This window comes from Flavobacterium sp. GT3R68 (assembly GCF_007109225.1).
Taxonomy (GTDB): domain Bacteria; phylum Bacteroidota; class Bacteroidia; order Flavobacteriales; family Flavobacteriaceae; genus Flavobacterium.
In genome coordinates this window covers 153,261-168,202 of sequence record NZ_VJZK01000004.1, presented here as the reverse complement: position 1 = coordinate 168,202, position 14,942 = coordinate 153,261, and the positions used below count along the sequence as shown (strand labels likewise).

Annotated in this window: 16 protein-coding genes; 14 read left to right on the top strand and 2 right to left on the bottom strand. The window is 37.3% G+C overall.

The features are described 5' to 3' along the window. Positions 1–64 precede the first annotated feature (64 nt). The 6 genes from FNW07_RS09345 (at position 65) to FNW07_RS09320 (ending at position 4,906) form a co-directional block, all read left to right on the top strand. Positions 65–1,123: an acyl-CoA reductase gene (locus FNW07_RS09345; RefSeq protein WP_126742673.1), complete on the top strand. Its 1,059-nt coding sequence runs from the start codon at positions 65–67 to the stop codon at positions 1,121–1,123. Positions 1,124–1,214: 91 nt separating this feature from the next. After that, on the top strand, positions 1,215–2,285 hold the full coding sequence (serC, locus tag FNW07_RS09340; RefSeq protein WP_126742674.1) for a 3-phosphoserine/phosphohydroxythreonine transaminase: 1,071 nt from the start codon (positions 1,215–1,217) through the stop codon (positions 2,283–2,285). Positions 2,286–2,421: 136 nt separating this feature from the next. Further along, complete coding sequence (locus FNW07_RS09335) at positions 2,422–3,384, top strand: D-2-hydroxyacid dehydrogenase (RefSeq protein WP_126742675.1); 963 nt, start codon at positions 2,422–2,424, stop codon at positions 3,382–3,384. A gap of 67 nt (positions 3,385–3,451) precedes the next feature. After that, the gene (locus FNW07_RS09330; protein WP_126742676.1) at positions 3,452–4,012 is read left to right on the top strand and encodes a hypothetical protein; all 561 of its coding nucleotides are present in this window, start codon (positions 3,452–3,454) and stop codon (positions 4,010–4,012) included. Between the two features lie 121 nt (positions 4,013–4,133). Continuing rightward, complete coding sequence (locus FNW07_RS09325; RefSeq protein ID WP_126742677.1) at positions 4,134–4,571, top strand: DUF6146 family protein; 438 nt, start codon at positions 4,134–4,136, stop codon at positions 4,569–4,571. 32 nt (positions 4,572–4,603) lie between these two features. Further along, positions 4,604–4,906 carry a DUF6787 family protein gene (locus FNW07_RS09320; RefSeq protein ID WP_126742678.1) on the top strand — a complete coding sequence of 101 codons (303 nt, stop codon included), beginning with the start codon at positions 4,604–4,606 and terminating at the stop codon, positions 4,904–4,906. A gap of 9 nt (positions 4,907–4,915) precedes the next feature. Here the strand turns inward: FNW07_RS09320 and FNW07_RS09315 are convergent, their stop codons facing one another. Further along, positions 4,916–5,218, bottom strand: a complete 303-nt coding sequence (locus tag FNW07_RS09315; RefSeq protein ID WP_126742679.1) for a hypothetical protein — start codon at positions 5,216–5,218, stop codon at positions 4,916–4,918. A gap of 41 nt (positions 5,219–5,259) precedes the next feature. Further along, on the bottom strand, positions 5,260–5,808 hold the full coding sequence (gene msrA / locus FNW07_RS09310) for a peptide-methionine (S)-S-oxide reductase MsrA (protein ID WP_126742828.1): 549 nt from the start codon (positions 5,806–5,808) through the stop codon (positions 5,260–5,262). 246 nt (positions 5,809–6,054) lie between these two features. Between msrA and FNW07_RS09305 the strand changes: the two genes are divergently transcribed. The 8 genes from FNW07_RS09305 (at position 6,055) to FNW07_RS09270 (ending at position 14,936) form a co-directional block, all read left to right on the top strand. Further along, positions 6,055–6,717, top strand: a complete 663-nt coding sequence (locus tag FNW07_RS09305) for an ABC transporter ATP-binding protein (RefSeq protein WP_126742680.1) — start codon at positions 6,055–6,057, stop codon at positions 6,715–6,717. A 128-nt stretch (positions 6,718–6,845) separates the two neighbouring features. Further along, entirely contained in the window at positions 6,846–8,312 is a 1,467-nt protein-coding gene (locus FNW07_RS09300) for an FAD-binding protein (protein ID WP_126742681.1), read from the top strand. A gap of 22 nt (positions 8,313–8,334) precedes the next feature. Then, positions 8,335–9,099, top strand: a complete 765-nt coding sequence (locus FNW07_RS09295) for a TIGR02757 family protein (protein ID WP_126742682.1) — start codon at positions 8,335–8,337, stop codon at positions 9,097–9,099. Positions 9,100–9,243: 144 nt separating this feature from the next. Then, on the top strand, positions 9,244–10,425 hold the full coding sequence (locus FNW07_RS09290) for a hypothetical protein (RefSeq protein ID WP_126742683.1): 1,182 nt from the start codon (positions 9,244–9,246) through the stop codon (positions 10,423–10,425). 41 nt (positions 10,426–10,466) lie between these two features. Beyond that, complete coding sequence (locus FNW07_RS09285) at positions 10,467–11,855, top strand: glycosyltransferase (protein WP_126742684.1); 1,389 nt, start codon at positions 10,467–10,469, stop codon at positions 11,853–11,855. Next, entirely contained in the window at positions 11,852–13,102 is a 1,251-nt protein-coding gene (locus tag FNW07_RS09280) for a YaiO family outer membrane beta-barrel protein (RefSeq protein ID WP_126742685.1), read from the top strand. The genes FNW07_RS09285 and FNW07_RS09280 overlap by 4 nt, the downstream gene beginning before the upstream one ends. Positions 13,103–13,125: 23 nt before the next feature. Further along, complete coding sequence (locus FNW07_RS09275) at positions 13,126–13,515, top strand: response regulator transcription factor (protein ID WP_126742686.1); 390 nt, start codon at positions 13,126–13,128, stop codon at positions 13,513–13,515. Between the two features lie 68 nt (positions 13,516–13,583). Further along, on the top strand, positions 13,584–14,936 hold the full coding sequence (locus tag FNW07_RS09270) for a DEAD/DEAH box helicase (RefSeq protein WP_126742687.1): 1,353 nt from the start codon (positions 13,584–13,586) through the stop codon (positions 14,934–14,936). Positions 14,937–14,942 lie beyond the last annotated feature (6 nt).

Sequence of the window (14,942 nt, the reverse complement as noted above, 5' to 3'; positions counted from 1 at the left end):
ATAACTTATTATACCTTATTTTTGCACAAAATTACGTCCAAAACTCTTCATAAGCAAATCCACTATGACTTTAGAACACAAAAAAAGCGTTTTCATTGAACTCGGGAAATTTTTATCCCAATTTTCCGAAAATGCCAGCGTTAAAAACCCAGCTGTTTTAAACAATGATGTGTTTTTTGATACCTTTCAGGATTTGATTCAGCTTTCGCAATCACATAATGGGTGGTATACGCCTGAAAACGTATATTTTTCGGTGCAATCGTGGGCAATCGCTTTAGCAAAGGAGAATTTAGACCAATGGCTGGCTCCTTATGATTTGAATGTAACCGAGCCTAAAACTGTGGGTTTGATCCTCGCGGGAAATATTCCGCTCGTTGGATTTCATGATTTTCTTTCTGTTTTGATTGCCGGTCATAAAGTACTTTTAAAAACCTCATCAAACGATCAGCATTTACTTCCTTTTCTGGCCAAATATATGATTTCGGTCGAGCCGGAATTCGGACATTACATCACTTTCGTGGAAGGAAAACTCGAAAACTTTGATGCAGTAATCGCTACAGGAAGTAACAACACCGCCCGATATTTTGAATATTATTTTAAGGATAAGCCATCAATTATCCGAAAAAGCAGGAATTCTGCTGCGGTTCTGAACGGTCAGGAATCAAAGGAACAAATGATTGCATTGGGTGAAGACATTTTCCGTTATTTCGGATTGGGATGCCGTAATGTATCCAAGATTTTCATCCCGAGGAATTATAATTTTGATTTCTTTTTCAATGGAATGTTTCCGCATCAGGATGTGATTAAATATGAAAAATACGCAAATAATTATGATTACAATAAGGCAGTGTTCCTGATGAGTAATTTCAAATTATTGGATAATGAATTTTTAATCATCAAGGAAGATGCAAGTTATGCATCACCAATATCCAGTGTTTTCTATGAATATTACGATGATTTGGAAGTACTGAAAACCCGATTAAAAACAGAACAGGAACAGATTCAGTGCATTGTTTCGAATGGTTTAATCGAAAACAGCATCGATTTTGGCCAGACCCAGAAACCAAATTTATGGGATTACGCCGATAATGTGGATACCTTGGATTTTTTGTTAAAAATATAATGAAATAAATATGTTTTTTTAGTGCGGTTTTGGTTGGAATTTTGGAAATTTACTCCATAATTTTTGAACACAACACAACTACTACCAAACGATGAGGAAACACAACTACAGCGCAGGCCCCTGCATTTTACCACAGGAAGTCTTTGAGAAATCGGCACAAGCAATCCTAAATTTTAACAACTCCGGATTATCCCTTTTAGAAATTTCACACCGCAGTAAAGATTTTGTTGCCGTGATGGAAGAAGCCCGTGCCTTAGTTTTGGAACTTTTGGGCCTTGAAGGCAAAGGATATCAGGCCTTGTTCCTTGGGGGTGGTGCCAGTCTGGAATTCCTGATGGTTCCCTATAATCTGATGAAAGAAAATGGAAAAGCCGCGTATCTCGATACCGGGACATGGGCCAGCGGAGCCATAAAAGAAGCCAAATATTTGGGAGAAACAGTTGTTGTCGCTTCGTCAAAAGAAGAAAACTACACCCATATTCCAAAGAATTATACTGTTCCGACTGATGCTAATTACTTCCATTGCACCAGTAATAACACTATTTTTGGTACACAAATGCAGGAATTCCCGAATTTGGATATTCCTACGGTTTGCGATATGAGTTCGGATATTTTTTCGCGTCAGATGGATTTTTCACAATTTGACCTGATTTATGCCGGAGCCCAGAAAAATATGGGTCCAGCCGGAACTACTTTGATTGTGGTGAAAGAAGAAATCCTTGGAAAAACCGGAAGACATATTCCAAGCATGCTGGATTATGAAAAGCACATTAAAGCGGACAGCATGTACAATACGCCGCCGGTATTTCCAATTTATGCTTCATTGCTGACCTTGCAATGGCTTAAAAAACAAGGAGGCATCGCTGCTATTGAAAAAATAAACAATGCCAAAGCCGCTTTGCTATATGCTGAAATAGACCGAAATCCCCTTTTTAAAGGAACTGTCAATCCAGAAGACCGTTCCCCGATGAATGCCTGCTTTTTATTGGAAAATGAAGCCCATGCCGAAACATTTGATGCGTTATGGAAAGCTGTCGGAATCTCCGGATTACCGGGACACCGTTCGGTAGGTGGTTACAGGGCTTCGATGTACAATGCGTTGCCTTTGGAGAGTGTAAAGGTTCTGGTGGATGTGATGAAGGATTTGGAAAACAAAATATAGTCTTACAGTAACTAGCCCTGATAGAAACGGCATCCCACGCTTTTTTGCGTGGATATAGTGGATAGCAGGAATAGCTTCAAAAAAAATAGAGTACGATTGGATTGATTTCCAGTCTTTAAATTTTAAAATGCAAAAAATGAAAGTATTAGCCAATGACGGAATTTCTAAAAGTGGAATTCAGGCTTTAGAAAAAGGCGGGTTTGAAGTGATCACCACCAAAGTGGCTCAGGAACAGGTCATCAATTTTATCAATGCCAATGATGTGAGCGTTTTGCTGGTAAGAAGCGCGACAAAAGTCCGTCAGGATATCATAGACAGTTGTCCGAGCCTGAAAGTGATTGGTCGTGGCGGCGTGGGAATGGATAATATTGATGTGGAATATGCCCGTGAAAAAGGAATCCACGTCATCAATACCCCGGCTTCCTCCTCTGAATCGGTAGCCGAACTGGTATTTGCCCATTTGTTCACCGGAGTTCGCTTTTTACATGATGCCAACAGGAATATGCCTCTGGAAGGAGACAGTAACTTTGAAGCGCTGAAAAAAGCCTATGCTAACGGTATTGAACTTCGTGGAAAAACGTTGGGTATTATCGGTTTTGGACGTATCGGTAAAGAGGTAGCTCGAATCGGATTGGGATTGGGAATGAAAATTATCGCTTCGGATAAATTCGTTGGGAAAGCAGAAATTAAAGTGGATTTCTATAATGGCCAGTTCATCAATGTTGAAATTGAGACCGAACCAATAGATGATATTTTAAAACATGCCGATTTTATCACGCTTCACGTTCCGGCTCAAAATGGATATGTGATTGGGAAAGAACAATTTGATTCCATGAAAAATAATGTGGGTATCGTAAACTGTGCCCGCGGTGGGGTGATGGATGAAGTGGCGCTGGTAGAGGCTTTGGATAATGGAAAAGTATTGTTTGCGGGTTTGGATGTTTATGAAAATGAACCAAAACCGGAAATTCCGATTTTGATGCACCCAAAAATTTCGCTTACACCGCATATCGGAGCTGCAACATTGGAAGCTCAGGACAGGATCGGAACAGAATTGGCAGAGCAAATCATCAGCTTATTAAAATTAGAGAAACAATAATCTACTGATTTTCAATATTTAAGCTTATTTTTTATTAAATTTATGTTCAATTTAAAATCCGATAGCTATGTTTGAAGAGTTAACGCATTTAGTAGAACGATTTGGTCAGGACTCGATAGTGAACAATCAAGAAGTTCCAAACGAACACAATGAGGCCGTAATGAATGAAACCAGCACATCCATTCTTTCCGGTCTTCAGGCAATATTGGCAGCGGGTGGCGTGAAACAGCTTGCCGGTCTATTTGACGGAAATAATGCACAAGATAGCTCGAACCCTGTTGTGCAGCAATTAACACAACAGCTTTCCGGAAATTTAGGTCAGAAATTTGGTTTGAACGATGCAGCAGCAAACAATTTAGCGGGAGGATTGATTCCGAAAGTCTTAAGTTCCCTTATAGGAAATGCCAAAGACCCCAATTACAAAGGTTTCGGAGTATCGGATTTGGTGACTGCCATTTCAGGAGGTAATGGAAACTCGGGACTTATGAATGCGATCTCTAAATATGGCGGACAATTTGGATTGGATCAAAATGCAGATGGTCAGGTCAATATGCAGGATGCCATCACCGCGATAAGTAAAAAAAGCGGTGGACTGGGCGGACTGCTTCGAAAAATATTCGGAAGATAAACATCAATACTAAGAGACTAAAAGCCATTCTGCATTTCGTAAAATGGCTTTTTTTTATACATATATCTCCAAATCAGGCTTTTATTTTGTAACTTTAAAGTTAAATCATACTGTTTATGCCATGAAAAATTCAGTTTACATCGTTTTGTTCATTATTTCCATTCTGGTGGGTTGTACTACTTCAAAAACAACTACAGCTGCTCCGAGTAAACCTCTGACTACGACTAAAAGCGACACCATCCGCATAGCGAATGAAGAATTGAAATATGAGGTAATTATTGTGGATCCGGGCTTTAGCTCTTGGATTTATTCGAAAGCACATCCCCGTGGCTATCATTCTCAGAGTTATCTCGAAAACAAAAACCGTCTTTATGTGAGTGAATGGAATAATAGGGTAATGCAACCCTCACGCTACAATCCTAGTCTCTATGAGATGAACATTAATTACGACTATAACGTTAATTATGGTTATGAGGTGAATTATCTGATTTACAATTACATGATTTATTTTCAAAATACCTATAAACAAAAACTCAGCGGCTATGTTCCCATCCGATAATGTTAGTACCTTTGTAATCATTATTCACACAGATGAAGGAACTAAAGAAGCGTTGGGGAATTGAATCCAATTTTCAGCTTACCATGATTTTTATCGTTTTTGCAATTACCGGCTCCTCTTCGGCATGGTTGTCTAAGCCTGTCTGTACATGGTTGGGCATTTCCAAAGATGATTTGGGATTTTGGTTTACTCCTATTCGTTTACTATTAATTTTCCCCTTATATCAGGTCCTTTTGGTAGTCATTGGATTTCTTTTTGGACAGTTCAAATTCTTTTGGGCCTTCGAGAAAAAAATGCTGAAAGGTATGGGTTTGGGATTTCTACTCAAACAATAAAAAAACGCCCTATTGGGCGTTTTTGTTATTTATTACATATTTGTAAACCCACATCAGGGTAAAACTCGGAATAAAATCCGAAAACGGAAATATCTCCTCCACAAAGGAGAAAATACCCCCTAATTTCCCTAATGTGCCTTTGTACATTCTTGTCATCAGATAGGCTGAAACCGGAGCCCAAATCACATCTGAAAACTCTCCTAATAATGGAATCGTAAACGATAACATTCCAATTAAATCAAAAAGTAATCCGAAGATTAGATTCATTCTCTTGGTTTGGAGATGGCTGAGTTGTAATTTATCCTGTATCATCTTTCACTTCATTTTTATTATAAATACAAATTTAATGCCAACTATTTTTTGAGCTTGTCTTTATAGACCTTTTTCAATTTTTCAATTTTTGGCGTAATTACATACGAGCAGTAACTCTGCGTTTTATTTTGGTTGTAATAATTCTGGTGGTATTCTTCCGCTTCATAAAATTTAGGGGCTGCGGATACCTTAGTCATTATGCGCTTGCCGAAGGTATTTTCACTGGTCATCAAGGCGATGTACTCTTCCGAAAGCATTTTCTGTGCTTCATTGTGATAAAAGATTTCGCTTCTGTACTGCGTTCCTACGTCATTACCCTGACGGTTTAAAGTGGTCGGGTCATGCGTTGCAAAAAATATTTCCAGCAATTCTCCAAAACTGACTTCTTTAGGATCAAACGTTATCTGAATGGCCTCTGCATGGCCTGTTTCGCCAGTGCAAATGTCTTTGTAAGTTGGATTGATTGTTTTTCCGCCAATGTATCCAGAAACCACGCTTTCCACTCCGTCCAATTCCAAAAAAACGGCTTCGGTACACCAAAAACAACCGCCTGCAAACGTCGCTACTTCCATTCCTTTTTGTACATCCATTTTGATTGATTCATTAATTTTTGGCAAAGTCATCTCTTTTTCCTTTGATTGGCATGAAAAAGAAAACAAAGCCAATAAAATTCCGATTATTTTATTCATAATAATTAGTTTACGTTCAAATTTATCAATTAGTCAAGAACGAATTTTCATTCTTAACTTAAGTTTATAATTATATATACGAAAATTCTATTGCCAGGGATTTAATAATCCTCAAAATCTTTGTTTCTTTGTCAAAACCGTTCCAAAATGATACACGCAAAAAACATCCATAAATATTACGATCAGCTTCATGTCCTCAAAGGTGTTGATCTGCATATTCAAAAAGGCGAAATCGTTTCCATTGTAGGGGCATCGGGTGCCGGTAAAACGACGCTTTTGCACATTCTTGGGACTTTGGATAAACCGACGATCGAAAACACCATCGAATTACGTATCAACAATCAGGACATACTGGGAATGAATGACAAAACCTTATCAAGGTTCCGAAACCTGAATCTGGGCTTTATCTTTCAGTTTCATCAGCTTTTACCGGAATTCACTGCATTGGAAAACGTTTGTATTCCTGCTTTTATTGCCAACAAACCCAGACAGGAAACCGAAATCGAAGCAAAAAGATTACTGGATTACCTCGGACTTTCACACAGAATGGACCACAAACCCAATGAACTTTCCGGTGGAGAGCAGCAGCGGGTGGCCGTGGCACGGGCATTAATCAACAAGCCTGCGATTATTTTTGCCGATGAACCATCAGGAAATCTCGATACGCATTCGGCCGAAAACCTGCACCAGTTGTTTTTTAAATTGCGTGACGAATTCGGGCAGACTTTTGTTATCGTAACGCATAATGAAGAATTGGCTAATATGGCCGACCGGAAATTAGTTATGGTCGATGGCTTAATCAGTAATTAGGAGCTATTTCCAGCTATTCACTTGTATCTTTTCCTGCTTAAAGAAAGCAGAAAAAGGATACCGTTTCTATCTGGGCTAGTCCTGGTAACAATAAAAACACTGTCTTGTCAATTTACCGAATCATTACAATGAAAAAAAAACATTTTTGGCTAGTAGGAATTCTGACGATTATAGTTTTTATATCGTTTCCGATAATCCACATTTTAAAAACGAAGTGGAATGAAACGGACCATAAAACGGAAATTCCTGTTGGTTACACTAATGATGCCAGCCAACTCAATCTGACCAAAGTTGATACTACCATTCAGGTACCCAATGATAAAATTGAAATCCAAAAGCAATTAAGAAGCATTTTAAAATATGCTAAAGAAAATAATTTAAAAATCTCAATTGCAGGGGCTCAGCATAGTATGGGCGGTCATACGATTTATCCTGATGGCATTGTTCTCAACATGCTTAGTTACAAACAAATGAAATTGAATCCCGACACCAATATTCTGACAATTGGTTCGGGCGCACTCTGGGAAGACGCTATTAAATATTTGGACAAGTACGGTAAATCAATTGCAGTAATGCAGGCATTCAGCTCTTTTTCTGTAGGCGGCTCCATTAGCGTGAATGGACATGGATGGCAGAAAGACTCACCTCCTATTTCATCAAGTGTAGTTTCATTTACTTTAATGAATGATAAAGGAGAAATTATAAACTGCAGCAGAACTGAAAACAAGGAATTATTCAAATTGGTTATTGGTGGCTATGGGCTTTTCGGGATCATTTTAGATGTCAAACTCAAGGTAGTGGACAACGCGGCTTTACAATACAAATATGTTCGCCTTAATGCTGAAAATTACGTGACCAATTATAAAAAATTTGTTTCAAACAATCCAAATGTAGGATTGGTTTTTGGGCGGTTACGCATTTCAGATAAACTTTTTCTAGAAGAAGCTTCGTTAAACTTTTTTGAAAAGGTAAACGGCAAGCCTTTATTATTGCCGCAACAAGACCAGAAAGAAGAAACGAAACGATTGGTTTTCAGAAGTACCGTCAACAGTGAATATGGGAAAAGATTGCGTTGGGATTTAGAAACAGGAATGGATAAAGTCTCAAGAAATACTGTTTTTACAAGAAATGAACTGTTGAATGACCATGTCTCGTTAATTGAAAATAGAGAATCTAATTCAACCGATATTTTACAGGAATATTTCATTCCGGAAAAAAATTTCACTCAATTTATAAAAGACATGAAACCTATATTACGAAAATCTGAAATAGACTTGCTTAATATCACTATACGAGGTGTAAAAAAAGATGATGACAGTTACATGAATTATGCTAGAGAGAGTGTTTTTGGGTTTGTATTACTCTTTAATCAAAAGAAAACGCCGCAACAAGAAAATGAAATGAGAAACTTAACTAACCGGTTGGTTGACATAACGATAAAAAATCAAGGCACTTTTTACTTACCCTACCGATTACATATCGACAGAGAGAAAATGAGAAAAGTCTATACACAGGCAGACACTTTTTTTGCGCTGAAGAAAAAATATGATCCCAAGGAAATTTTCAATAATAAATTTTACCAACATTACAAGTAAAAAGTAATTATCTGTCCCGCTCATGACGAACTCCGAATTAAAATCCTTCCTAGACGAAAAAGTTGTTCTTTATAACAACCCAAATTTCATTGAAAGTGACCCGATTCAGATTCCGCATTTATTTTCCCTTAAAGAAGACATTGAAATTGCCGGCTTTCTGAGCGCTACGATTGCTTGGGGAAACCGCACGATGATTATCAAAAATTCGCATCGCATGATGGAATTGATGGGAAATGCACCGTATGATTTTGTGATGTCCCATAGCGAAGAAAATCTCAAACAGCTCGAATCTTTTGTTCACCGCACTTTCAACGGGCAGGATTTTACGAGTTTCATCAGAGGACTGCAACACATTTACAAAAATCATAATGGGCTGGAAGATGTTTTTACCAAATACCAGGAAGCGGATTCGATGCAAAAAAGTATTTCCGAATTCAAGAAAACATTTTTCGAAATTCCGCATCAGCAAAGAACGCAAAAACACATATCAGATCCGATGAGCGGTTCGGCTGCAAAGCGCATTAACATGATGTTACGGTGGTTTTGCCGAAATGATAATCGGGGTGTTGACTTCGGAATCTGGAAAAATATCTCACCTGCAATACTTTCGTGCCCGTTGGATGTTCATTCGGGGAATGTGGCCCGGAAATTAGGATTACTGACCCGTAAACAAAATGATGGAAAAGCGGTAAATGAACTCGATTTAAAACTTCGGCAACTGGACCCAAACGATCCGGTAAAATATGATTTCGCATTATTTGGATTGGGTGTTTTTGAGCGGTTTTAATTTTTTTCGTGATTTAACCCATTCTTTATAAGAATTTTATATATTTGTGACCCCAAAGAATAATATTACCTACGTTTACATTCAAATACCACAATTGAATTTTTATTAACAAACGTTAGTTTCATACTCGTACATTTTTTCTAAATGACGTCCGTATTATTATATTATATTTTAAGAATAGACACGTTCTACAAAAACATTGAATCCGGAGTCATCTCTATTTTCGATGACGGGCCGAACGCTGCTTTCATCTATAATTTACTCAAATATTTCGCAATTCCGCTCTTACTTTTAATAATAACTGTTTTTATTATTTCGCTGCTTATCACCAGGTATTTATTTGAAAAAAACATCATTCCTAAGGAAACTCTCGAAATAAAGATTGATACCTTCCTTACCGAAATCATCTTTTCCGATTACAGTATTCCTCTTATTAAGTTGAAAATTAAATCATTTATCGATGAGGAGCAGATTCCTTTTGAAAAGAAATGGTGCCGGGAATCGATCCTTTCGAAAATTATTACCGTAAAACAAAACATCAATAGTGTTAATCCGCATCAGTTATTGTTAGTTTACAAATATTTCGGATTCGAATTTTACAGCAAAAAACTCATTCTGAGCAGAAAATGGCATCGGAAATCAAAAGGTATCTATCATTACCAAATGTTGGATTACAAAATCAAAAAAGGATATATTAAACCTTATATTAACGATAAAAACAGATTTTTAAAATCAAATGCATTGATTGCGTTGATTTCGCTGTCGGATGAAAAATTTGATATATTAAACAATTATCAGGACAAATTATCCAAGGCTGACGAATTAAAAATTCTGGATATCATTTATCAAAAAAAGTCAACGATACCAAAAAGAATTGGCCATTGGCTTACCAATGAAAATACCTCGATTGTGATTCTGGCAGTCAAGCTGATGATTCAATACCGTGAAACATTGACAATTCCTCAAATTTGCAGTCTGTTGGCCAATCAGGATCTATTAGTGCGAAAGGAAACCATATTGGCGATCCGGGAATTAGTGACTGTGGAAGCGAATGATTGTTTAATGGCCCATTATCCCCATGAAACTGACAAAAGAAACAGAATTTCGATATTAAAGACTTTTGGCATCATCGGTAATATGCAAACGAATCGTTTTGTTTCCGGTTTATTATCCGAGGAAGAAGATTTGGAAATAAAGTTCGAAATCATCCACTGCCTTCTCAAAATTGACCGTACGTATTTCGAGGGTTATTCAGTAGAAGACCAAACAGAGGGCGACATTATCAACAGAATTGTTTTGCATGTCAATAATCCATATCTGATTTGAAAACTGTAGAGAATTTCATTAAAGCCTATGAAATATTTACTATGTACTATGCAATTAGTTATATAGCAATCTATTTTTTGCTCGCAATACTTTCTTACGTGGCTATCAAACATTACTTTAATGCAAAATACTTCTTACTTAAGGAAGTTCTTGTAAAATCAAATCATACTGTGGGAGTTTCAATTATCGCACCGGCATTTAATGAAGCTGCCACAATTGAATACAATGTCAAATCGCTGCTTTCCCAGGAATATCCCAAATTTGAGGTCATTATAATTAACGACGGGAGTTCCGATGCAACACTCGAAATCATGATTCAGGTTTTTAGTCTTGTAAAAGTGGATTTCTTTTATCAGGAAAAAATCCCTACCCAAAAAGTCCGGGGACATTATAAATCCACCAATCCCATTTATTCCAAGCTTATTATTATTGATAAAATCAACGGTAAAAGTAAAGCGGATGCTTCAAATTCCGGTATCAATTCTGCGAAATATGGTCTTTTTTTATGCACCGATGTAGACTGCATCCTTCGTAGGGACACTATTTCCATGTTGGCAAAACCTTTCATTGAAAATACAGAAAAAGTGATCGCAACTGGTGCTGCTATCCGAATTTCGAACTCGTGTGAATTCAAAGATGGCATGCTTCACAAATCACATTATCCTGATAACTTTTTTGCAAGGTTCCAGGAATTGGAATACATCCGCGCTTTTTTATTTGGAAGAATGGCTTGGAGCCAGACGAATTCTCTGCTCCTGGTTTCGGGCGGTTTGGGAATGTTCGATAAGGGAACTGTCATAGAAGCCGGTGGCTATTGGCATAAATCAATGGGAGAAGATATGGAACTGATTACCCGGATGCGAATATTAATGCATGAGAAAAAAGAAAAATTCCTCATTATTTATATTCCGGAAACACTCTGCTGGACAGAAGTCCCAAATACTATGGAACTGTTCATAAGACAGCGCACGCGTTGGGCCAGAGGGTTAGTACAGACGCTCTGGTTGCATAAAAAACTAATTCTGAATCCAAAATACGGAAGAACCGCATTTATAATTTTTCCTTATTTCATCATTTGTGAATTTGTTGTGCCAATACTAGAAGTAACCGGATTGATTGTTTTGCTTGTCGATTATTTATTTTTCGCAATCAATTATGACTTTCTATTAATTGTTAGCGTATTTGTTTATTTATTTTACACGTCCATAACGCTGATTTCTGTTTTTCTGGATCAATTCATTTATAAGCATTATGCCAATATGAGTCAGGTCACCACACTGATTATCATGATTTTTCTGGAACCTTTTCTATATCATCCCATCAATGTTTTCGCCTCGCTAAAGGGCTATTACTTCTTTTTCAGAAAAAAAGAGCAAAAATGGGGCACCATGCCAAGAAGTGGATTTAAATACGCCATTACTAAACCATGAGAAAAGTTTCCCTTTTTATTCTTTTAAATATATTTATGAACCTGAATCTATCGGCCCAGAAAATAGATTCCGACAGTTTGTTGGTACAGACTTTACACGAAATGAATTCGGCTAATAATTATTTAAAAGCGATTCAGATGGCAAAAAAAGGAATTCAGATTGCCCCTGATTATCTGGATTTTCATTTGGCTTTAGGCCGAAGTTATCAACTGATAAATGAAAATGACAGTGCCCGTGTTTCTTTCAATTATGTCATCAATAAAAATCCATCTTACAGAGATGCATTTGAGTATTTGGCGGAACTTGAAATAGAAGAAAAGAACATTCTGAATGCCAATACAATATTGGATAAAGCACTACTGCACTATCCTGAAGAAAAAGATTTCCATTTCTTAAAGTTGCAGGCAATAGAGTTGGAAAATGATGATGAAAAATTGATTGCCTATTTACTATCATTAATCCAAAAATACCCGGAGGACCAGAATATTAAACAGCAATTAACGGAATTACAGGCCAAATCAGTTTCAGATCGCGTGGGAGTAAATTATAACCACACTACTTTCGAAAGGAATGGATTCGGTCCGTGGCATTTAATGGGACTACAATATGTCCGGGAAAGAAAGAAATTTACAGCAATCGGGCGAATAAACTATGCTGACAGAAGAGCTTTAGGTGCGAGCATCAATACCGGGATTCAATATGAAATGGAGACTTATTTTGTGAACAGTAACAAAGGTTACTCATTTGTAAATGTGGGATATAGCAATGCTATAGTATTTCCTAAAGTCCGCTTTTCCTATTCTTATTTTCGTACATTGGCCAAAAGTTGGGAAGGCGAAATGGGAATCAGATATACAAAAACGGGAGCTTCTGATTTGTATGGCGGTGTGTTGGGAATTGGAAAATACCTGAACTCGTATTGGATTAATTTCAAATCCTATATAAATATAGATAAAAGTAATCTTTATCCTGCTTTTTCAGGAACGGTACGTTATTATTTTGGCACCAAATATGATTACGCCACTATTCTTGGGGGTTATGGAACGTCACCGGATGAAAAAGTTACCTTGGGGCAATTGGATCAAAGAGCGGCTTTGGATTCCTATAGAATTGGTGCCGGTTATTATAAACTTTTCTGGGAACATTACTTCGGCGGGATTCAGGCAATGTATAACCATCAGGAATATACGCCCGGTTCTTTTCAAAATGAACTGGACCTGTTTTTATCGATTCACTATAAATTTTAACAACCATACACAATAGCAAGCTAATGAAAAGAATTTTACTTATTGAAGATGACAAAATAATCATCAACATCATTGATTTCCTCTTAAAGAAAGAAGGATATGAAACCTTTATCGCCAGAGACGGCAATGAGGGCATAGAAAAAATATTTTCCCTTGAACCAGACTTAATTATCACCGATATTATGATGCCGTACAGATCGGGTTTAGAAATAACTGCTTTTTCGAAGAAAAACTACCCAAATATTCCTGTAATAATAGTCTCCGCTTTAGGAAAAGAAGAACAAACAGTGATTGAAGCTTTCAAACTTGGGGTGGATGATTTTGTCACTAAACCATTCAATCCTACCGAGTTAATTTTAAGGGTCAAACGTTTTTTTATCGAAAAAGAAACGCTAAGTCTTTATCACATATAGAGATAACCTATCGCCCGTAATGACTAATCCTCATAAAAAACCGTATCTTTGCACAAAATATACGTTTTATGACCACTTTCGAGCAATTCAATCTTCCAAAATCAGTCCAAAAAGCAATAGATGATTTGGGATTTGTAACACCTACTCCTATACAGGAAAAATCTTTTGCCGTGATTATGTCTGGGCGCGATATGATGGGAATTGCACAAACAGGAACCGGTAAGACCTTTGCTTATCTGTTGCCACTATTGAAGTTATACAAATTTACACCTACTAATACCCCAAAAATTGTTATCCTGGTACCAACGCGTGAACTTGTAGTTCAGGTAGTTGAAGAAATTGAAAAACTGACTAAATACATGTCGGTTACCACACTTGGTATATTTGGTGGTGTCAATATCAATACTCAGAAAAAAGCTGTCTATGAAGGAATCGACATCTTGGTGGGAACGCCTGGACGCGTCATGGATTTGGCATTGGACAGCGTAATACGTTTTGACGAAACCCAAAAATTAGTAATTGACGAATTCGACGAAATGTTGAATTTAGGTTTTCGTGTTCAGTTGACATCAATTTTGGCGATGATGACCCGTACCAAACGTCAAAATATATTGTTTTCGGCAACCATGACCGATGAAGTGGATGCCATTTTAAATGACTTTTTTGATTTTCCTGAAGAAGTTACCCTTGCTGCTTCCGGTACACCGTTGGAAAACATCAAACAAATTACCTATAACGTTCCAAATTTCAACACCAAAATAAATCTGCTAAAGCACTTGCTTGAAACGGATGAAACGATGGAACGCGTGTTGGTCTTTGTAAACAATAAAAAGATTTCTGATATGCTTCATGAGCGTATTGAAGAAGATTTTGAAGGACAATTTGGCGTAATCCACTCCAATAAATCCCAGAATTACCGTTTAAGTACTATGGCTTCATTCCAGGAAGGCAATCTAAGAGGAATTATCACCACGGATATTATGGCCAGAGGTCTGGACATTTCCAATATCTCCCATGTTATCAATTTTGAAGTTCCTGAATTTCCGGAATTATACATGCACCGAATTGGCCGTACCGGTCGCGCCGATGCTACCGGAACAGCGATAAGTTTCATCACACCTCGAGAGGAAGAATTCAAAATTCAGGCAGAATTATTAATGGACAGGGAATTGCCTACAGCACCGTTTCCGGAATCTGTAGAAATTTCGCTGAAATTAATTGAACCTGAAAAAGACAAACAGCCTATTAAGTTTTTAATGAAAAAACCAAAACTGGACGGTGATGGTGCTTTCCATGAAAAAGCTAAGAAAAATAAAAAAGTGAATCTTGGAGGACCGTCAAAAACCAAAAAGAAAATCTCAGGATCTGTCAACAGGAACATGCTGAAAACAAGAGACAAAAAACGGAAGGATAAGAAATAATTGATA

Coding starts and splice junctions, on each gene's coding strand:
- FNW07_RS09345 (WP_126742673.1), top strand. CDS start 65: ATGACTTTAGAACACAAAAAAAGCGTTTTCATTGAACTCGGGAAATTT.
- serC (WP_126742674.1), top strand. CDS start 1,215: ATGAGGAAACACAACTACAGCGCAGGCCCCTGCATTTTACCACAGGAA.
- FNW07_RS09335 (WP_126742675.1), top strand. CDS start 2,422: ATGAAAGTATTAGCCAATGACGGAATTTCTAAAAGTGGAATTCAGGCT.
- FNW07_RS09330 (WP_126742676.1), top strand. CDS start 3,452: ATGTTTGAAGAGTTAACGCATTTAGTAGAACGATTTGGTCAGGACTCG.
- FNW07_RS09325 (WP_126742677.1), top strand. CDS start 4,134: ATGAAAAATTCAGTTTACATCGTTTTGTTCATTATTTCCATTCTGGTG.
- FNW07_RS09320 (WP_126742678.1), top strand. CDS start 4,604: ATGAAGGAACTAAAGAAGCGTTGGGGAATTGAATCCAATTTTCAGCTT.
- FNW07_RS09315 (WP_126742679.1), bottom strand. CDS start 5,218: ATGATACAGGATAAATTACAACTCAGCCATCTCCAAACCAAGAGAATG.
- msrA (WP_126742828.1), bottom strand. CDS start 5,808: ATGGATGTACAAAAAGGAATGGAAGTAGCGACGTTTGCAGGCGGTTGT.
- FNW07_RS09305 (WP_126742680.1), top strand. CDS start 6,055: ATGATACACGCAAAAAACATCCATAAATATTACGATCAGCTTCATGTC.
- FNW07_RS09300 (WP_126742681.1), top strand. CDS start 6,846: ATGAAAAAAAAACATTTTTGGCTAGTAGGAATTCTGACGATTATAGTT.
- FNW07_RS09295 (WP_126742682.1), top strand. CDS start 8,335: ATGACGAACTCCGAATTAAAATCCTTCCTAGACGAAAAAGTTGTTCTT.
- FNW07_RS09290 (WP_126742683.1), top strand. CDS start 9,244: ATGACGTCCGTATTATTATATTATATTTTAAGAATAGACACGTTCTAC.
- FNW07_RS09285 (WP_126742684.1), top strand. CDS start 10,467: ATGTACTATGCAATTAGTTATATAGCAATCTATTTTTTGCTCGCAATA.
- FNW07_RS09280 (WP_126742685.1), top strand. CDS start 11,852: ATGAGAAAAGTTTCCCTTTTTATTCTTTTAAATATATTTATGAACCTG.
- FNW07_RS09275 (WP_126742686.1), top strand. CDS start 13,126: ATGAAAAGAATTTTACTTATTGAAGATGACAAAATAATCATCAACATC.
- FNW07_RS09270 (WP_126742687.1), top strand. CDS start 13,584: ATGACCACTTTCGAGCAATTCAATCTTCCAAAATCAGTCCAAAAAGCA.